14 protein-coding genes are annotated in these 18,784 nt (G+C 74.3%); 6 read left to right on the top strand and 8 right to left on the bottom strand.

Translation table 11 applies throughout. From position 1 onward, the window contains the following. Positions 1-42 precede the first annotated feature (42 nt). A complete protein-coding gene (locus K7I03_RS23400) occupies positions 43-924 on the bottom strand; it encodes a CPBP family intramembrane glutamic endopeptidase (protein WP_224347178.1) in 882 nt (293 codons plus the stop codon). 206 nt (positions 925-1,130) lie between these two features. Between K7I03_RS23400 and K7I03_RS23395 the strand changes: the two genes are divergently transcribed. Further along, positions 1,131-1,601, top strand: a complete 471-nt coding sequence (locus K7I03_RS23395) for a DUF3592 domain-containing protein (protein WP_185940571.1) — start codon at positions 1,131-1,133, stop codon at positions 1,599-1,601. Positions 1,602-1,619: 18 nt separating this feature from the next. Here K7I03_RS23395 and K7I03_RS23390 read toward each other — a convergent pair whose 3' ends face one another. Beyond that, entirely contained in the window at positions 1,620-2,615 is a 996-nt protein-coding gene (locus K7I03_RS23390) for a zinc-dependent alcohol dehydrogenase family protein (RefSeq protein WP_185940572.1), read from the bottom strand. A 112-nt stretch (positions 2,616-2,727) separates the two neighbouring features. Between K7I03_RS23390 and K7I03_RS23385 the strand changes: the two genes are divergently transcribed. Then, positions 2,728-3,447 carry a TetR/AcrR family transcriptional regulator gene (locus K7I03_RS23385; RefSeq protein ID WP_224347177.1) on the top strand — a complete coding sequence of 240 codons (720 nt, stop codon included), beginning with the start codon at positions 2,728-2,730 and terminating at the stop codon, positions 3,445-3,447. A 423-nt stretch (positions 3,448-3,870) separates the two neighbouring features. On the opposite strand, the gene K7I03_RS23380 is transcribed toward K7I03_RS23385, so the two are convergent. Together K7I03_RS23380 and K7I03_RS23375 are read right to left on the bottom strand one after the other, a co-directional pair. Continuing rightward, complete coding sequence (locus tag K7I03_RS23380) at positions 3,871-4,032, bottom strand: hypothetical protein (protein WP_185940574.1); 162 nt, start codon at positions 4,030-4,032, stop codon at positions 3,871-3,873. Then, complete coding sequence (locus tag K7I03_RS23375; RefSeq protein ID WP_185940575.1) at positions 4,017-4,433, bottom strand: MFS transporter; 417 nt, start codon at positions 4,431-4,433, stop codon at positions 4,017-4,019. Before K7I03_RS23375 ends, K7I03_RS23380 begins: the two co-directional genes overlap by 16 nt. A 4-nt stretch (positions 4,434-4,437) precedes the next feature. On the opposite strand from K7I03_RS23375, the gene K7I03_RS23370 reads away from it, so the two are divergent. Further along, positions 4,438-4,749, top strand: coding sequence for a hypothetical protein (locus K7I03_RS23370; protein WP_185940576.1), 312 nt, complete (start codon positions 4,438-4,440; stop codon positions 4,747-4,749). Positions 4,750-4,825: 76 nt separating this feature from the next. On the opposite strand, the gene K7I03_RS23365 is transcribed toward K7I03_RS23370, so the two are convergent. Continuing rightward, a complete protein-coding gene (locus tag K7I03_RS23365) occupies positions 4,826-5,260 on the bottom strand; it encodes a protein-tyrosine phosphatase family protein (protein ID WP_185940577.1) in 435 nt (144 codons plus the stop codon). Positions 5,261-6,390: 1,130 nt separating this feature from the next. On the opposite strand from K7I03_RS23365, the gene K7I03_RS23360 reads away from it, so the two are divergent. Beyond that, entirely contained in the window at positions 6,391-6,957 is a 567-nt protein-coding gene (locus K7I03_RS23360) for a CbrC family protein (protein WP_185940578.1), read from the top strand. Positions 6,958-7,407: 450 nt separating this feature from the next. Here the strand turns inward: K7I03_RS23360 and K7I03_RS23355 are convergent, their stop codons facing one another. Then, positions 7,408-11,754: a hypothetical protein gene (locus tag K7I03_RS23355; RefSeq protein ID WP_185940579.1), complete on the bottom strand. Its 4,347-nt coding sequence runs from the start codon at positions 11,752-11,754 to the stop codon at positions 7,408-7,410. Positions 11,755-11,758: 4 nt separating this feature from the next. Further along, positions 11,759-15,619 carry a hypothetical protein gene (locus K7I03_RS23350; protein ID WP_185940580.1) on the bottom strand — a complete coding sequence of 1,287 codons (3,861 nt, stop codon included), beginning with the start codon at positions 15,617-15,619 and terminating at the stop codon, positions 11,759-11,761. A gap of 240 nt (positions 15,620-15,859) precedes the next feature. Between K7I03_RS23350 and K7I03_RS23345 the strand changes: the two genes are divergently transcribed. After that, positions 15,860-16,195, top strand: a complete 336-nt coding sequence (locus tag K7I03_RS23345) for a hypothetical protein (RefSeq protein WP_185940581.1) — start codon at positions 15,860-15,862, stop codon at positions 16,193-16,195. Positions 16,196-16,309: 114 nt separating this feature from the next. Here the strand turns inward: K7I03_RS23345 and yaaA are convergent, their stop codons facing one another. Beyond that, positions 16,310-17,107, bottom strand: coding sequence for a peroxide stress protein YaaA (gene yaaA, locus K7I03_RS23340; RefSeq protein WP_185940582.1), 798 nt, complete (start codon positions 17,105-17,107; stop codon positions 16,310-16,312). A 144-nt stretch (positions 17,108-17,251) separates the two neighbouring features. Here yaaA and K7I03_RS23335 point away from each other — a divergent pair, with 144 nt between their 5' ends. Continuing rightward, positions 17,252-18,718 carry an RNB domain-containing ribonuclease gene (locus tag K7I03_RS23335; protein ID WP_185940583.1) on the top strand — a complete coding sequence of 489 codons (1,467 nt, stop codon included), beginning with the start codon at positions 17,252-17,254 and terminating at the stop codon, positions 18,716-18,718. The last annotated feature ends 66 nt before the right edge of the window (positions 18,719-18,784 follow it).

The following is an 18,784-nucleotide window of genomic DNA, read 5'->3' as shown; positions in this document are numbered from 1 at the left end:
CTACCGGCCCCGATCAGAGCCGATCAGAGCCGACCGGCCCGATCAGAGCCGATCGTGACCGTCCGTCGGCCGGAGCCGCCCCGTCCGGGCCAGGAAGGCGACGAACGCGGCCATGACGATCCAGCCGGGCCACCCGGTGAGCCCCATGTGGAGCGGATCGAGGGCGGCGTCCGGGTCGGCGAACTCCTTGACCATGCCCACGCTCAGGGAGCTGACGAAGGCGTGGGCGACGACGGCGGGCACCACCGAGCCGGAGCGCAGCCGCAGCCAGGTGAAGACCGGCAGGACCAGCGTGCAGCTCACCACCATCGCGGGCACGGACACGTACCAGGGCCGGCCGGGGTACTGGCCGCCCATGATCAGTGTGGGCAGGTGCCACAGGGCGAAGGCGGCGCCGGTCAGCAGGTACGCCCGGAGCGGGCGGGTCCGGTGGCCGTCCCGCAGCAGGCGGGGGAACAGGTAGCCCTGCCAGCCCAGTTCCTCGCCGAAGAACAGCGGCAGCGACACCACCATCCCCACCAGTCCGCCGGCCAGCCGGCCGGTCACGCTCGCGGCGTCCAACTCGCCGACGGGAACGACGGGATACCGCCCGACGAGGGCCCCGAGGGTCAGGGCCGCCACGGTGAGCCCCGCCGGCACGGCGACGGCCGTCAGGCACTCCCGCACCGCCCGCCCCCACGGCCTCGGCCACCGCAGGGCCAACGCCTCCCGCAGACGCCCTCCCCCGCGTACGTACCGCACGGCGACGACCGCGCCGAGCGCGGGCGCGAACATCGCGAAGGCGATGCACACTTCCGCCAGCGCGCCCGTCCCCTCGCGGGCGTCACCCCGCCGGTACCCGCTCACCAGCAGCGGCAGCATCGCCAGCCACATGCCGGCGTATGCCACCCCGAGATAGAGCCACAGGCCCCGTCGCCGGCTCACCGACGACACCTTCCGCGCACGCCTGAGAAGGGGCGTTCCCCCCGTCGAAATCGTCATGCCGTCGACGCTACGAAGCGGCGCACGCTTCCCGTAATCCGGCCGACTACGCCTCGGAGGTGCAGTTTTCTGCACCTGCCCGGCTCGCATACCGCTCCGGCCTCTCAGCAGACCGGAACGCGCCTCACAGGCGCCGATAGCATCCGGGCATGACGCTCTGGGCGGCGCCACTCCTCATCTGCGCGTGCTTCTTGGCCGTGTGGTTTCTCTTCTACATACCGTGGTGGCTTGCCTGCCAGACCGTGAAGGTTTACCGGCTGCGTGCTCACGGGCCCCGCGTGACAGGCACGGTGATCCGCATATGGACCACCACGGACGGCGACGGGGACCTCCAGCACTACCCCGTCGTGTCGTTCACCCTCAAAGACCCACCGCACACCACGGTCGAGACGAGATCGGCGACCGGTTCGCCGCACAGGTGCGCTCTGGCCCCGGGAGACGAAACGGAGGTCATCTACGAGCCGGAGGATCCGGAGAACATCATCGTCGTCCAGCACGACTGGGTCGCCCGCCCGTTCCGGTACGGGCTCGCCACACTGCTCATCGGAGCGACCTGCGCATGGATGCTGACCCCTGTGTTCAAAGCGGTGTACAGATTCGGAGAGCTCGTGTTGCGGTGACCCGGCCCCCTCACCGCCCTACTGCCCCACCGTGACCACGATCTTGCCCACCTGTCCGTTTCCCTCCATATGGCGGTGGGCGTCGGCGATGGCCTCCAGGGGGAAGGTGCGGTCGATCAGCGGGGCGAGGGCTCCGGAGCGGAGACCCGACTCGATGAAGGCGGTCGCGCGCCGCCGGCGGTCGTCGTGGTCGAGGACGGCGGGCAGGGCGAAGCCGTAGACGGCGAGCGGCCAGTGCGGGGGCAGTGGAGTGGGGCGTCCGTCGAGCGAGCCGTAGACGATCAGCATGCCGTCCCGGGCCACCATCCCGGCGAGGCGGCTGAGTTCGGGTCCGCCCACCGCGTCGAAGACCACGCGGGCGCCCGCGCCGTCCGTCAACTCGTCCATCACCGCGACGAGATCGTCCTCGTCCAGGGTGATCACCCGCGCGGCGCCGGCCTTGAGGAGCTGCTCCCTCTTGGCGGCGGTGCGGGTGACGGCGATCGGGACGGCCCCGACGAGGTTCGCCACCTGGATCGCCGCGATGCCGACGCTGCTGGAGGCGGCGGTGATCAGCACCGTGTCGCCCGGGCGCAGCCCGCCGATCTCCACGAGGGCCCCGTACGCGGTGAGGTACGACAGCCAGGTCGCGGCTCCGGTGACCGCGTCCACCGACGGGGGCCGCCGGAACAGCGTGCTCGCCGGGACGTTGACGCGCTCCGCGTAGACGCCGTAGGCGGACATCGCGCCCATGGCCGTCGCCAGCACGGCCACCGGGTCGCCGGCGGCGAACCCCTCGACCTCCGGACCCACCTCCTCGATCACGCCCGCCGCCTCGGCACCGATGCGGGACGCGGGCAGGTCGGGCGCGTAGTAGTACGCCCCCGCCCGGAACAGGGCCTCCGACCGGTTGAGGCCCACCGCCTCCACCCGGACGCGGACCTCGCCCGGCCCCGGCGCGCCGAGCTCCACTTCCTCGATCCGCAGCACCTCAGGGGCGCCCACCTCGTCGAACAGCACCGTTTTGGCCTTCATCGCCCCGCCCTTCGTCGCGCCCGCGGCGCCTCCGGACTGACGCCGCACGTTTTCCGTGCACCGTTCAGTTTTCACTCGCTGCACTGTAATGCAGCGCTGTAAAGTGTCAAGCGTGATCCCACAGACCCAGGGCAGACGGGCCCGGCTCCGCGCCCAGACCACGGCGGAGATCAAGGCGACGGCGCTCCGGCTGATGTCCGAGGGCGGACCGGACGCCATCTCGCTGCGCGCCATCGCCCGCGAGATGGGCATGAGCGCCAGCGCCGTCTACAGCTACTTCGCCACCCGGGACGACCTGATCACCACGCTGATCAACGACGTCTACTCGGCGCTCGTCGACCGCGCGGAGGCCGCGCGCGACGCCTGCCCCGCCGACGACACGGCCGGCCGGATCCAGGCCTGGTGGCGGGCGCTGCGCGACTGGGCGCTCGCCGAGCCGGACGGTTTCCGGCTCGTCTACGGCGATCCGGTGGCCGGGTACGTCGCGCCGGCCGGCGGCCCGGCACCCCGCCCCTCCAAGCGCGCCTGCCTGGGCCTCGTCGAACTCATCGCCGCCGCCTGGCCGCAGGCCGCGCCCCGGCAGCCGCCCGGCGACCACGCGTGGTCCGACTTCACGCCCGAGCTCGCCGAGGAGATCCGCGGGCACCTGCCGGACGTGTCCCCCGGCGCGGTCGCGCTGGCCTTCCGCGTCTGGGGCCGGATGTACGGGCTGATCGGACTGGAGGTCTACGGCCACCTCCGCCCGAGCCTGACCGATCCGGGAGCGCTCTACGAGGCGGAACTGCACGACCTGGTCGTGTCGCTGGGGCTCGTACCGCCGGGGGCTCGCTGAAGCGGGACGGTGGACGGCCCACCGCATGCCCGCCACCGAGGAGCCGAGCTCCCGTTCCATCGCGGGGAGGGCGACGTTCAGGGCGGTCACATCGATGCCGATCATCAGCAGGGCGACGCAGCAGACCGCCAGGACGACGCTCCGACGGTCGCCGACCGGTGCCGAGGGGGTGGCGCGGGCACGGCGTGCCTCCTGGTCCGACGGGGACGGTGGTGCTGGTGCGGGGCCGGAGCCGCCCGGCGCGCTCCTCGCCCCTCCCTCCCCCCCCAGCATCCGACCGCGCGGCGCCGCCCGCCCCCGGGAGGGCGGGCGGGGTGCCGGGGGACGGCTCGTCCTCCGAACGGGGGACGGCCCCCTCACACCCCTTCCGTTCACAGCACTCCCGTCCCCGTCGGACCAGGAGGCACCGCCGCTCCCGTCCCCCTACTCCCCCCGCTCCCGGCACAGCGCGACGGCGACCGCCCCCGCCAGCGTCAGCCCGCCCGCCGCGAGCGCGGCGCGGCTCAGGCCGAGCCCGGCCTCGTGGGCGGCCCCGCCGCCGTGCGGGACAGCCGCCATGACGGCGGCGATCAGGGCGACGCCCACCGACGAACCGAGGTACCGACCGCGCCCTGGACGAGCCGGCCACACACGAAGACGAGGGTGCCGGGCGCCGCCGCGCACACCGCGCTCGCCAGGACGAGCAGCAGGCCGCCGGCCGTGAACGTCCGTTTGCGGCCCCGGTCGTCGGCCAGGCCGCCCGCCGCCATCAGGCTGGCGGCGAGGCCGACGCCGATGGCGCCGAGGATCCAGGTCCGCCCGGAGGGGCCCGAGTCGAGGTCGGCGGCGACGAGCCCGGCGGTGGGCAGGGTCGCGGTGAAGTTCATGAGGACGAGCAGGGTCGCCGCGCAGGAGACGGCGAGGGTCCTACGGGCCGAGGGCCGCGGGGGCGCGGCCGGTTCGGCGGGCTGGGCGGGTTCGGCCGGTCCTTCGGGTTCGACGGCCACCGTCATGACGGTCTATGCCCTGGCGCAGTGGGGTGAGCGCTGGCTCACTCCGGACGGCGCGCGCCGCCTCTTCAGCCACGCGTCCTGCGGCACGGACGTCACTCCGGTCAGCCTCTGCCCCACCTGCGACACCGTCCCTCCCCCGGCCGGCCTCGTCATCCGGCAGGGGCCAGGCGCCGATCCGACGCTGCGGGACGACCGGGTGAGCGAGGCGCTGTGGCGCAAGCCGCACCGGCTGCTGACGGACCTCTTCCCGGAGCAGCCGGATCAGCCGGAGGCGGCGGTCCGGGCGGACGGGGCGGGCCGGACGTCCTAAGTCACCGGCCCCGCCGCCCCCTCACACCCCTCACACAGGTCACAGACCCCGCGCCTCTCGCGGTCTTCCCCGCCCCTCAACTCCCGTCGAAGCGGCGGACGAAACGCTTCTGCCAAGGCGTCTCGACGGCGTGCGGATCGTAGTGCCGCCGCACGTACGCCACCGCCTCCCCCGCCGGCACCCCGTCGAGCACCGCGAGGCAGGCCAGCGCGGTGCCCGTTCGCCCGCGTCCCCCGCCGCAGGCCAGTTCCACCCGTTCGGCCCCGGCCCGTTCCCATGCCGTCCGGAACACCGTCCGGGCCCGTTCCGGATCGGCCGGCAGCCGGAAGTCGGGCCAGCGCAACCACTCCACCTCCCAGGCCACTTCGGGAGGCCGCTTCCCCAGCAGATACACGGCGTACTCCGGAACCGGCCCGTCCGGCACGGGCCGCCGCAGCGCCCGTCCCCGCACCAGCCGCCCGGAGGGGAGGCGGAGGAGACCAGGGGTGTTCTCGGGCCATGGGGGATTCACGCGACCACCTTAGGTGGCGATGCCCATGCCGTCCCGGCGGCCGACCGGTCCACCCTCACGGGCGACCGAAAGGACTGAACTCCCCATCGAAAGAGTGCGTTTACTGTCGCTTGCGTCACGACAACAGTGCACAGAAAGTGTGAGGTGCATCACTTTCACATGCTCGCAAAGCGTGCCACCTGCACCCATGACGGCGAGTCACCTTCACCTCACGTCGATCGAGATCTGACCGCTTGTCGAAATCGATCTTGAATAACGGGCAAGATGGACCCGTTGCAGCAGCGCAGGGGTGACGTAGATCACAATCCTGCGGATCGGCTTGCGCTCTTGGTGACACTTGTACTGCGGAAGGGCGAGAGCCCCATCCCTGAGCCCGCGAAGCCGTGGGGATGAGGCCCTCTACCACCCACCGCAGCGGGGCCTCGGTCTTCACGGACCGGGGCCCTGTGCCATGCGCAGGCGGATCACATCCAGTCCCACACCATCCTGAAGACGGCGTAGAGCGGACCGATCCAGCGGACGCGGCGGTAAAGCCGGTCCCACCTGCTGCCGCCGCGGTGACCCTCCGGACGCGTGGCCATCGGGCCACCCCCTTCCGGGGTCCAGCGTTCGTGGACCCCATGGAGTGCTCCACGAAGCCGTCGCTTCCCCGGAGGGGTGGCTGGTAACGCATCACCCTAGCGGTCGGAGTTGACGGTGGGACCCCACCGCCGTCCCACCACAAGCGCCCATCAGGCCGCCTCGACGGGCACCGAGTGCCGCGACATCCGCGTGTTCGATGGAACGGTCGCTCGAATCACGCTTCCCACCAGGGCGGTTACCGAGGGGCACGGCGATGCGGAGTGCCAGTTCCCCTGACGCCCGTCACCTAAATCACATTCCCCGACCGGCTCTTGCCGGTGGCAGGGCACCCCCTCCGCGAGAAGGTCCAACGACCGCCGTAGCGACCGGAGTCGATCACTAGGAGGCCCGTTGTCAGTGGTGGGTGCCATGCTCTTCTCATGGACAACGACGTGCGGAGGAACGGGGGAACGGACGGTGCGGCAGCACGCCGTCCGGCCCCCGCGTCCGAGCGCGCGCCCGGCCAAGCAGCGTACGGAGAACGACCCGCAGCGTACGGAGAACGACCCGTGGACGATCTCGTGAACGACACCGTGAGCACCGCCCTCCCCGTCTTCCCCTACCACCCCGACCCCCTGGCCACGGGCTCCGTCGCCCCCGACCCGCACACCGCCTGCGCGTGCTGCGGCCGCGTCCGCGGCCATGTCTACGCGGGTCCGGTGTACGCCGAGGCGGACGAGGATCTGCGCGGCCGGCTCTGCCCCTGGTGCATAGCGGACGGCAGCGCCGCCGAGCGGTACGGGGCCTGCTTCAGCGAGGTCGTGGCGGGCGAGGTGCCCGATGCCGTCCGTCGGACGGTCGAGCGGCGCACCCCCGGCTTCACGGCCTGGCAGGAGTCGGTCTGGCTCACCCACTGCGGGGACGCCGCCGCCTTCCTCGGCCCGGTCGGCAGCGCCGAGCTGGCCGCGTATCCGGACGCGGTGGACGCCCTGCGCCGCGAGGCCGTCGCCTGGCAGTGGTCCGCCGACGAGATCGAGCGCTACCTCGGCTCGTTCGACCGGGAGGGCCAGCCGACCGCCTACCTCTTCCGCTGCCGGGTGTGCGAAGCGCACCTGGCCTACTCCGACTTCACATAGATGGCGCAGGTGCCGGTGACCATGAACGGACCGACTTCGAACGGACCGACTTCCCGGCGTCCGCGCGCGCCCGGCTCCCTCCGGCGGCTCCGGCCCCGCGTCTTCGGCCGCCTCCACCCCCTTGGCCGGCTCAGCCGACTCGGCTTGCCCGGCCGGCTCGACCGGGTCGGCCTGCTCGACGGGGCCGCCCCGCTCGGCCGGGTCGCCGCCCGTGTCCAGGGCTCGCGCCGTCCCCTCCGACCGCGCGAGCCCCGAAGTCCGGTGTCCCGCCTGTGCCGTGCGGCGGCCGGCCGGCTCGGCCACGCGCTCCGGAGTGTCCGGGGCGGACGGCCGACGGCGCGTGGGGCGATGATGACGGCCGTCGGCCACGGGCCCGTGCGGCGGGGGCCGACCAGGTACGCGTCGGTCACGGGGCGCCCGCCGGACCCTCCCCCGCCCGAGCCCCGACGGTCACTCGCGGAGGACGATCCGGCCCAGCGGCGTCACGAGCAGCCCGAACCGGTCCGCGTGGATCAGCCGGCGGCCCACGGGCACCGCCGTGCCGCCGCCGGTGGGGGTCACCGTGCCCGTCGCCGTCGTGCTGTCCGTCGCGTAAACCTCGTGCTCCTCCACGACCAGCCGGTACTCCGAGAGCGGCAGCAGTTGCGGCGCCGGTGGCACCAGGTCGCCGGACCAGACGAAGGACGATCCCTTGGGGACGCAGGTGAGTTCGAGGACGGTGCCGGTCCCGGCCCAGTCCAGATCGCCGCTGCCGACGGCCCGCCGTTCCACGGAGGCGAGGACGCGGCGGCTCGCGGCCATCGCGGCCTGGCCGGTGCCGACCCGCTTGCCCAGGGCGTTCAGCGCGACCGGGCCGCTCAGCTCCAGCCGGACGGCACCGGCGGACGTCATGGTGGCGGTGACCGTCCGGTCGGGCAGCAGTTGGAGGAAGTCCGCGGTCACGACCTTGGACAGGTGCAGCGGGTCGACGGAGTACGGCTGGTAGCGGGCCAGGGCCAGGCGCAGGTAGGGGAAGTAGGCCGTGGCGCCGGCGGCCGGCCCGAGGTCGACGTCGATGTCGCTGGTCCACAACCGCAGTTCGTGGTCGTAGTCGGCGGCGAACGCGGCGACCGAGGCGGTCGCGGGCGCGCCGCCCACCGGTTCCGCGAGCACCCGCCCGTCGGCGGTGAGCACGGCGCCCGGGAAGTTCGCCGGGGTGAGCCGGGGCGGGGCCGTGGGATCGGCCCAGACCGGGTCGGTGGCGCAGCGGCTGACGAGCTCGTCGGGCAGCGGGGTACCGGTTCCCGGGCCACCGGTACCGGTGCCGGGATCGAGGACGACGGCGAGGAGTTCGTCGTCGCCCGACGAGAACCAGGGGCGGCGCAGGTGCACCCGGAAGCCGGCGTGCCGGCGGGTGCGGGCCACCCGGTGCCGTTCGTGGTCGACGGTCTGCTCCCAGCGGACGGTCGGGACGAGGTGGCTGACGTCGGGCGGTTCGGGCCGGCGGGAGCTGGGGACGTGCCAGCCGCGGCCGTCGGGCCCCGCGCTCGCCGGGCCCTTGCGGGTGATCAGATCGGTCTGGTCGGTGATGGCCGGGGGGAAGTACTCGCGGAACCGGGTGGTCGCGGTCGGGGTGTAGGTGACGGCCCGGTGCAGGGTGTCGCGGAACTCGTGGCGGAGGCCGAAGAGGGAGTGGTCGTCCTCGAAGCGTTCGAGGGTGAAGTGGCCGATCCGCGCGTGCCGTTCGGTGCGCTGGGGCGCGTCCTGAGCCACGTCGTCCGTCCACTCCTGCCAGCTCGCGTCGATGTCGACGCGGCCGGTGCTGCGGGCGTGGCTGCGGAGGTTTCCGGAGAACGGGGTGAAGGTCTGTTCCTCCTGGCGGGGGAAGGTGAGCGGGCCGAGCTCCGGTGCGGCGAGCGGCTTCTCCACGGCGTGGACGAGGGTGAGTTCGACCCAGGGGGTGATCATCCAGTTCTCGCCGTTCGCGGCCGCGGCGGTGAGCTCGTCCTTCTTCGCCTGCGGCAGCCCGGTGGTCGGGTCCGGGTCGTTCCACAGCTTGGAGGCGGTCAGCAGTTCCCAGGCGCGGAAGAGGGTGAGGTCGGCGGGGTCGAGGCGGCAGCTCATCCGGACGGTGGCGACGGCGGCCTTGGGCAGCCGGACGGTCAGTTCGCGCTCCAGGAGGCCGCTCCAGGCGGGCGGCCCGTCCCCTTCGACGATCTTCAGCCGCAGCGGCCGGGCCTGCGGCCAGGGCCCGGGGAAGTCGTAGGTGGCGTTGGGCGGCGCTCCCGGCAGGCCGCGCAGGGAGACGCCCCGGGCCGGGACGTCCGGCAGGTACGGCAGCAGGAGCTGCGCCCCCCGGTGGACGACGTACTCGCCGGGCCGGAGGCCCTGCCCCCGAGGGACGGGAAGTTCGGTCGGCGGTTCGGTGTCGTGGACGTCGTGCTTCGCGACCTTGATCTCGCCGAGGAGTTTGAGGTCGGTGGTGATGTCGGGGTTCTCGGGAAGGCTGACGACGGTGTCCAGGTAACTGCCGGCCTCGCGGGACGCGGCGGTGAAGTAGCGGCGGCGGACCAGGTCCGCCTTGTCGGGCCCGAACACGGTGTCGTACATGCCGTGCTGCTCGGCCGTCTGGAGCGGTGTCTTGGGCGGGCTGACGTGCCGTTCGTCCCAGGCGCGGTAGCGGCGGTCGAGTCCGTCGACGGGGGATTCCGCGCGGTGGTCGGGGACCTGCCCGTTGCGCATCGCCGCCCAGGCGTCGGGCGGCACGGGCGTCCCGTCGTCGCGCACGGTGCTGCGGATGACCAGCCGTGGCTCCGACTCGCCCTCCAGGAAGGGCCACCGGGGGACGAGCGCGGGCGGCGGCACGGGTTCCCAGCGCCGGTAGGTGACGGGTGCGGAGGCGGTGCCGTCCGGGGTGTCGGCGTCGAGGCCGGGGCCGTTGCCGGCGAGGTCGCAGAGCCGGGCGCGCAGCCGGTACGTCCGGCCGAAGCGAAGGGCGGGCAGCGACCCCTTGACCGGGCGGAACGCGGTGTCCAGCGGGAAGACCGGCGACACCTCGGGCGCGGGCACCCGGGGCCGGTCGTCCGGCCCGAGGGTCCGGCCGGGCGGCGGCGCGGCCAGGCTCCAGCCGTGCCAGCCGCAGAGGGCCTGGTGGACGTAGAGCTGGTTGCCGTCCTTCTTGTCGTGGGTGACGGCGGTGGCCTTGACGTGCCCCTCGTCGGGGGCGACGGTCAGCGGCAGGACGGGCTGTCCAGGGCGGCGGATCGCGTAGCGGCCGGTCCGCGCGAACAGCGGACGCCAGACGGTGACGGGCGCGGCGGCATCGGCATCACCAGTCTCTCCATCGGCCCCTGCTGCTCCCGCCTCCCCCGCCTCCTCGACCACGCCCACGTCGACGCGGTACCCGCGGACGAGGTCGGAGGCGTCGAGGACGGCGACGGCGGGCGTCTGGCCCACCGGGCCGACGCCGGCCGTGTGCCGGGCGTCGGCCTCCATCCGGTCGGCGAGCTCCACGTCCCGGCCCTCCCGGAAGACGGTGAGGCCGGCGCCGTGCAGGGCGGGCGGGGCCGTGCTGTCCGGGGCGACGGACAGCTTGGGGTCGGCCAGCGCGGCGAGCGTCTGGTCCACGATCCGGGAGAACTCCACGAACTTCATCGCGGCGCCGTCCATGTCCAGGTCGGTGACCAGGATCCCGTCCCCGCCGAGCCGGAGCATCCGACGCCCGTACGGGCCGTCGTCCGGGGCGTACGGCTCGAAGCGGCTCCCGGCGACGTAGCGCAGGTCCGTCCACGGCCGCAGGCCCTCGTCGTCGTTGAGCGGCTGCCGGTCCGCGGTGAACACCACCCGCGCCTGCCAGCGGTCGGCGAGCCCCGGTGGCGGGGTGACCAGCAGGTCCACGGCGAGGCCGAAGCGGCGCAGGAGTTCCGGGTAGTCCGCGAGCAGCGCGCAGGCGGTGTGGAAGTCGACGTCGGGTGCCGTGGGCGGGGGCGGCGTGGCCACCTGGGGGCGGTCGTAGAAGCGGTACGCCTCCGCGAGGTTGTGGGCGGCGGCGTTGGCCCGGTAGGCGTCGCCGGTGCGGTCCATGTACCGGGGGCGGAACGGGTTGGCGGCGACGGCCGCGGGCCCGCCCGTGCCGTGTTCGATCAGCTGGTCGAGGCCGGGGTAGGAGGCGGCGACGCCGCGGGCCAGCTCCAGCAGCGGCGGCGGGAGCGGGGCGCGGAGGTCGCCGGTGGTGGGGTGGTCCCAGGTGGCGGGCCGCGCGGCGGCGGCACCCTCGCCGCCGGGCAGGACCGCTCCTTCGCCCCCACCCGGGACCGCGCCCTCGCCGCCGGACGGGACCGCACCCTCTCCCCCGCCCGGGACCGCACCCTCTCCCCCGGACGGGAAGGCGCGGCGGCGGGCGGTGGCCGTGGCGACGGCCTCGTAGAGGGTGCCGATCCGGTCGTGGACGTCCCGGGCCGGATAGGAGCGCAGGGTGGGCGGCACGGCCGCGGCGGCGGCGAAGGCGCCGGCGGGCGGGCGTACGGGGGAGGTGGTCGGGAAGAGGGCCTTCCACAGGTCGCTGTCGGCGGGCGGATAGCGGTCCTGCCGCGGGGCGACGGGCACCGCGGCCCCAGGCCCGGTGGTGCCGGGCGCGCGGAACTCGATCCGCAGGGCGGTCGCGTAGCGGCCGAGGGTGCCGGGCCAGTCGTGGAAGGCGGGGAAGGCGTCGAGCGTGGTCCCCCCGGTGAGGCGGGGGCTGACCAGGACGGTGAGGCGGAGCCGGCCGTCGGCGGCGGTTCCGTCGGGCAGTACGGTCCACCGGATCGTCTCGGGCATGGCGTCAGCTCACTTCCGCGAAGGCGGTGCAGTACTCGTCGACCGGGTCGCGCGGCAGCCCGGTCACCGGGTCGGGGTAGGGCGCCATCATCTGGGCGAACGTGGGGGGCCGGACGGCGTCGTCGGACGCGCTGAGCGGGCTCGGGGAGTGCCCGGCGCCCAGGAACCGCTTCTCGCACTCGATGGTGACCGACTGGGACCAGAACCCGATGTGGACGCTGATCGAGATCCGGGCCCGGCCGTAGACGGTTCCGCTGCCGCTGTCGTAGGTGAGTTCCAGGAGGAGTTCGATGGAGGCGGAGACGATACCGAGGACGTCGACCTCGCCGCGGGCGCGGAAGTAGCCGGTGATCCGGCATTCGGAGGTGGCGAGTTCGAGCCGGAAGTAGATGCCGGCCATCACGGACAGGCTCCCGCTCGCCACCCCGAGGTTCATGGAGACGGCGGCCCCGAACTCCAGGGCGGCCTCCAGGACGGCGACGTGCTTGGGCGTGATGACGATGCCGAAGAAGCCGCCGCCGCCGAGCAGGGACACGGTGAGCCGGAAGGGGGCCTGGCGGCTGCAGAAGGAGAAGCCGATCTCCAGCGGCCGGCCGATGAACGGCAGGTCCAGATAGGCGTCCAGGCGGATGTTCTCCAGGCTGAATACGCCGACGGCGAGATTGGGGAGGGGGATGCCGTAGCGGGCGGTGATGCCGGCCGTGGTGACCTGGATGCCGGGCGGGTCGCTGAAACCGTCGATGGGGATGAGCTGCCGCAGCGTCTCGACGAAGGACAGCGGGCCGATGAACTCGACCTTCCGGAAGCCGACGTCGATGTCCGGCTTCTCGCCCGCGCGCATCCGGAAGCGGACGCGGTCGAAGGTCAGCCGCATGGCCTGGAAGGAGGGGATGAGGACGAGGTCGAACTTCTCCAGCGAGCACGTGACGTCGGCCCCGGAGGACACGTCCGGGCGCAGCGAGCCGCGCAGGTCGACGACGAGGGAGAGCCGCCCGACGGTCCGGGTGCCCTCGGTGTGCGGGACGAAGACCGGGTCGCCGGTGTCGGGCCAGGGCTTGATCTGCGGGCTCCACTCGATGCGGGTGCTGACCGTCTCGGGGAGCTTCAGGCCCCGGGCGGCCTGCTGGAGCGCGTCGCGGAGGGAGGGCAGTTGCCCGGCGGCGGTGGTCCAGGTGTCGGCCTGTTCCCGGACCCGGGTGAGCAGGGTGCGGAGGCCAGGGTCGGCGGTGGCCGGGAGGGAGGTGAGGAGGCTGGTGAGGGCGGTGGAGAAGGCGGCGAAGGCGTCGTCGATCTGCTGGAGGGTGACGGGCGGGCCGGCGGCGGGCGCGGTGCTCGGTGGCGGCGTACTGGTGGAAGGCGCGGCGCTCGGTGGCGGCGGGCCGGTGGGCGGCGCGGCTGCCGCCGGCGGACCGGTGCCCGCCGCGGGACCGGCTGCGGGCGAACCGCCCGTCAGCGGCACGGCGGTGGGAAGGGAGGGATGGGAGAGGTGTTCGGCGAGGTAGGCGGCGACGAGTTCGGCGAGCCGACGGGCGGTGTCGGCCACCTGCCGTGCGGCGGGCGGCAGGCCGGGCGCGGCGTTGTCGGCCAGGTCGCGGACGCGGCGCAGGTCGGTGAGGAACCCGGTGACCGAACTGACGGTCTGGGTGATGAAGTTGGGGACGTGCAGGGCCGGCAGCGGGTCGCCGGGCAGGATGTGCCGGATGACGTCGGCGAGCGAGAGGACGCCGAGGAAGTTGATGTCGAGGGTGCCGAAGAAGTCGGCGGGGTCGAACTCCCCGCCGGCGATGCGGTCCACGGCCGTGGCGACGGGTCCGGTCCCGGAGACCGGGCCGGTGGCGCGGGACAGTCCCGCGATGTCGAAGCTGGGCGCGACGAGCGCGCCGGAGCGGTCGCGTTGGCTGCCGAAGTCCATGGCGAGCGCGGGGGCCCCGGTGTGCAGCAGGCTGAGGAAGACCTCGCCCGGGTTGCCCTTCCTGGCCCCCTGGGTCGCCGCCGCGAAGCCGGACAGGGCGTACCGCCGCGCGTACGTCACGGGTACGGCGGCGGCACCGCCTCCCGTCAGCGCGCCGACGGCGGGGACGGCGGCGGTGGCCCAGCTCAGCTGTGGGATGAACTGCGCCTCGCCGGGCGCCGGATGGGCCGGGTCCGGGACGGCGAGGGCGGGCGGCGCGGCGGCGGCCCAGACGAGGTGGGCCACGTCGACGCTGGTGTCGTCCGGTTTGACGGGCGGCGCCAGGGCCACGGACTGGCCGAGCAGCGCGGCGCTGGTGAACGTGGGCGGGTCGACGGTGGCGGCGGTCCGGGAGCCGTCGGGTGCCGGCACCGGGGGCAGGGACGGGCGGTTGTACTCGGCGAGCACGGCGGCGAGTCGGTCCCCCCGGCTCAGGTGCTCGGGGACGAAGAGCAGCGGGGTGCGGAACTCGATGATCCGCCCCTGGTGGTCCACCGCCGTGGCCTTGAACAGGAAGGGGTCCTCGGTGGCCGTCGCCGGGAAGAACGAGGCGGAGGTGGGCGGATCGGGCAGGTGGACGAGGTTCGGGGTGACGAGGGTGTCCAGCCGGACGCTGGTGAAGGGGAAGAGGAGGTTGGTGAGGTCGGCGGCCGGGTCGCCGTCCTTGGCGGGCAGCGGCCGCCCCGGGTCGTAGGTGCGCAGGGGCTGCCGGACGAGGACGTAGAAGCGCTGGAAGAGGAAGGCGGTCCGGGGGTCCTTGAACTTCCGTTCGGTGACCGTCACGACGGCCGCGCGGTGCCCGAAGGGGCACAGGTACCCCTCGTGCATCACCCGCACGTAGTGGTCCCGGCCGAGGGTGGTGTGCTGCCGCCAGTCCGACAGGTCGATGCCCGCCGGCCGCTCGGGCCACTGCCCGACGCTCTCCAGCCAGCCGCCGAGCGCCGACAGCATCAGTGTGCGGGCTCTCACCGGCAGCGGTGTGAACGGCTTGCCCTCCACCGTGGACAGCCCGTCGTGCGCGGTGAGATCGACGAGGTCGGTGCGGTCGCGCGGGGTCAGCGGCAGCCGAGTCACCTCGGGGGCGGGCGTCCCCGGGTCGCGGTCGCGGTTCCACACCGCGCGGACCGTCCCCCCGGACAGCCGGGTGTGCCAGAGCGCCACCCGCTCGCCCGGCCCGGGGTCGTCCACCGCGTCCCGGTGGATCCAGCGGGCCTGCCCCGGGGGCGACAGCAGGAGCCTGTACGGCAGTTCGATGCCGGTGCGGGGGTGGGCGGGGTCGGCGAGCGGGTTCTCGGGGGTACGGGGGACGGGCGGTGCGCCGGCCGCCTCGGCCGCGGCGGCGAGGGTGGCGTCCACGCCGTACCGCGCCGTGAGCTGGGCGGTGGTGCGCAGCAGCCGCACGAGGGCGAGGGCCCGGTCCGTGGCGTCACCGTCCGCCTCCGCTCCCCCGCGCACCCCCGCGCCGTCCGCCCCCTCCGGTCCCGTCCCACTCGCCCCGCCCGCCCCGTCCGCCTCCGCACCGGGCGGTGGCCGGACCGCCACCACCGCCGGGTCGGCCTCCCGGGCGGCGTCGACGACGCGCAGCGGCAGCACCCGCATGGCCGCCAGCAGCCCCGCCTCGGAGTACCCGACCGCGTCCTGTGCCCCGACCTCGAAGACGAGGACGCTCCGCCCGCTGACGAGCGAGCCGACGGGCGCGTCCCGCGGATCCGGATCGGTGCCCTCCTCCAGCAGCGCGTGCTCCGTGACGTGCTGCGGCCCGAGCGTGACGACGAGCAGCCCGTCCTGCTGTGGATCGGCGCGGACCAGCCGCCGGCTCCCCGGCCGGTCGTCGAACTTGAGCCCGACGAACCCGAAGCTCAGGTCCAGCAGGTCGGTTCCGCGCAGTACCCGGATCGGTGCCGGAGTGCTCATGCCGCCCCCTATCGCGCTGCCCAACCCCCTGGATACTCCCGTGGGAGCGGCAGGTGTATGGCCCGAACGGGTGATGGCGGAACGTGATACTCCGAACAGGTGATACCGGGACAGGGCTCTTCCCTTGCGGACGGAGGGGGCGAATTCTCCTGTGGAAGGGCGGACCGGGCGGCGTCCACGCGGTGCCCGTGCCACCGGTCCCGGAGACCGGCGGCCCTCCGCCCACGAAGGGGGTACGCAGTGTCCACATCCTCACGGCGCCGGGCGGCGAGACCGGCCCTGGTCCTCGCGGCGGCCCTGGCCCTGACCGCCGGCCTGGCCACCACCGCACCGGCCGCCTCCGGCGAGTTCATCTACCAGAGCCGCGCCACAGGGTTCACCCGCACCTTCGTGGACCCGATGAACAACGTCTGTCTCTTCTTCGAGTTCGGCGCCAACAAGATGGTCAACAGCACGAACAGGACGGCCCGGGTCTACCTCGGCGGCAACTGCGGCGAAGGCGGTTTCGCGGACATCCCGAAGGGCGGTACGAAGACGGTCACGCTCGACGACTTCCACAGCGTGAAGTTCCTGTAGCCGGCCGGGCCGGGGCCGCCGCCCGGACGACGGCCCCGGTCACCCCGCGCACATATCCGTCGCCCAACCCACCGGACAGCAGGGCCCGTTGGGCGCCTGACCCCCGGGCGGCCCTCAGAGCTCGGTCACCACCACGTCCACCGCCCACGGCCGCCCCGCCCTCTCCGGAGCGCCGCCCTCCACCACGTACCCCAGGTCCCGCAACGCCACGACCAGCTCCCCCGGGCCCGCGGGCACGGCCCCGGCCACGAGCAGGTCGCGGACCATCCGCCCCTTGGTCGCCTTGTTGAAGTGACTGACCACGGACCGCTTCTCGACCCCGCCCACGACCCGCGACTGCAGCACCCGCACCGTCACCGTGCGCTCCGCCACGTCCCCCTTCGGCTTCCAGGCCGTCGCGTAGGCGGCCGAGCGCAGGTCCAGGACGAGGCCCTCCCCCGCGGCGGCGGGCAGCGCCTCCGCCATCGGCCCGCGCCAGAACGCGCCGAGCGCGCCCAGCCCCGGCAGCTTCACGCCCATCGAACACCGGTAGGACGGGATGGCGTCCCCGACGCCCACCGCGCCCCACAGCCCGGAGAAGACCAGCAACGACCGCTCGGCGGCGCGCCGGGCGGCCGCCGGGAGCGTGGTCAGACCGAGCGCGTCGTAGAGGACGCCGGTGTAGACCTCGGCGGCGGGCCGGGTGCCGGCCGTCCGCAGCCCGGCGTTCTTGGCGACCTCCCCCCGCAGCCCGGGGCTCAGCCCCAGCACGCCGGCCGCCTTCTCCTCGTCGCCCGAGCACAGCTCCACCAGCTCGGCGAGCACGGCGTCCCGCGCGGCGGCGAGCCCCGGAAGGGAGAGGGCGCCGGTGTCCACCGGGGCCCCGGTCCCGCCGGTGGCCTTCCCCTCGGACGGCGGCAGCAGCACGAGCACGATCGGTTCTCCTTGTATCCCTGTGTTCCTGTGTCCCTGTTCCGACGGCCGCCCCGGCGAGGTTCTCGCGGCGGCCCCGGCGAGCCTAACGCCGTACGCCACACTCACCGCGCCACCCGCCCGGCCCGCCCCTACGCTCGGATCATGCCCCGCCGCACGATGCGGGTGACGGACGAGGACCGCGCCCCGCTGCAGAGAGCGCTGCGCGAGCTGCGCGAGCGGACGCACGCCCCCGCCGGGTTCCCCGCGGACGTCCGGGCGGAGGCGGACCGTGCCGCGCGGCGGCGGCCCCGCGTCCCGGCGTACGACGCGACGGCGCTGCCCCTGTTCACGATCGACCCGCCCGGGTCGAAGGACCTCGACCAAGCCCTGCACCTGGCCCGCCGCGCGAAGGGCGGCTACCGCCTCCACTACGCCATCGCCGACGTCGCGTCCTTCGTCACCCCCGGCGGCCCGCTGGACGCCGAGACGCACCGCCGCGCGGTGACCGTCTACTACCCGGACACCCGCGTCCCCCTCCACCCCGCCGTCCTCTCCGAGGACGCGGCGAGCCTGCTGCCCGACCACGACCGGCCGGCGCTGCTGTGGGAGTTCGACCTGGACGCGGACGGGGCCGTCGTCCGTACGGACCTGCGCCGGGCCCTCGTCCGCAGCCGCGCCCGCCTGGACTACCCGGGCGTCCAGCGGGCCCTCGACACCGGCACCGCCGACGAGCCTCTGGTCCTGCTCCGCGAGACGGGCCTGCTCCGGCAGGAGCGGGAACGGGAACGCGGCGGCGTCTCGCTGAACGTCCCCGAGCAGGAGATCGTCCGGCAGGACGGCCGCTACGTCCTGGAGTACCGGACGCCACCGCCCGTGGAGGGCTGGAACGCGCAGCTCTCCCTGCTGACGGGCATGGCCGCCGCCGATCTGATGCTCGCGGCGGGCACCGGCGTCCTCCGCACCCTGCCGGCCGCGCCCGGACCCGCGGTCGCGGCCCTGCGCCGGGCGGCCCGCGCGCTGGGCGTGAACTGGCCGGACGACATGCCGTACGCCGTCGTCCTGCGGGCCCTGGACCCGGCGCACCCGCAGCACGCGGCGTTCCTCCAGGAGTGCACGGCCCTGCTGCGCGGCGCGGGCTACGCGGTCTTCGACCGCGAACGCCCCGCCGAGCGCCCCCCGCCCGCCGACCCCGTCCACGCGGCCGTCGCCGCCCCGTACGCCCACTGCACCGCCCCGCTGCGCCGCCTGGCCGACCGCTACACGCTGGAGTGCTGCGTGGCGGCGGTGACCGGCGCCTCCGCCCCCGAGTGGGTCCGCACCGCCCTCGACGCCCTCCCCGCCGAGATGGCCGCCGGCTCCCGCCGGGCCGCGGAGGCGGAGCGCGAGTGCGTCGACCTGGTGGAGGCGGCGCTGCTCCGCGACCGCATCGGCGAGGTCTTCGACGCGTACGTGGTCGACGTGATCGACCGCCGCCCGACCGCGGGCACGGTCCACCTCTACGAACCCGCCGTCGTGGGCCACGTCGAAGGCGACCCCGACGGCCCGCCGCTCCACCTCGGCCACCGGACGCGCGTCCGCCTGATCGAGGCGAACCCGGGCCGCGACAAGGTCTGGTTCGCCCCGGCGTGACACCACCTCCGCCGGGGCCCCCGCCGGCACCCGCTCCCGCCGGGCAGCCGTCCCGACGCCCGGCGT

This window comes from Streptomyces mobaraensis, assembly GCF_020099395.1.
Classification (GTDB): domain Bacteria; phylum Actinomycetota; class Actinomycetes; order Streptomycetales; family Streptomycetaceae; genus Streptomyces.
This window is presented reverse-complemented; position numbering and strand designations above follow the sequence as displayed.

Coding starts and splice junctions, on each gene's coding strand:
- K7I03_RS23390 (WP_185940572.1), bottom strand. CDS start 2,615: ATGAAGGCCAAAACGGTGCTGTTCGACGAGGTGGGCGCCCCTGAGGTG.
- K7I03_RS23350 (WP_185940580.1), bottom strand. CDS start 15,619: ATGAGCACTCCGGCACCGATCCGGGTACTGCGCGGAACCGACCTGCTG.
- K7I03_RS23395 (WP_185940571.1), top strand. CDS start 1,131: ATGACGCTCTGGGCGGCGCCACTCCTCATCTGCGCGTGCTTCTTGGCC.
- K7I03_RS23335 (WP_185940583.1), top strand. CDS start 17,252: ATGCCCCGCCGCACGATGCGGGTGACGGACGAGGACCGCGCCCCGCTG.
- K7I03_RS23355 (WP_185940579.1), bottom strand. CDS start 11,754: ATGCCCGAGACGATCCGGTGGACCGTACTGCCCGACGGAACCGCCGCC.
- K7I03_RS23370 (WP_185940576.1), top strand. CDS start 4,438: ATGACGGTCTATGCCCTGGCGCAGTGGGGTGAGCGCTGGCTCACTCCG.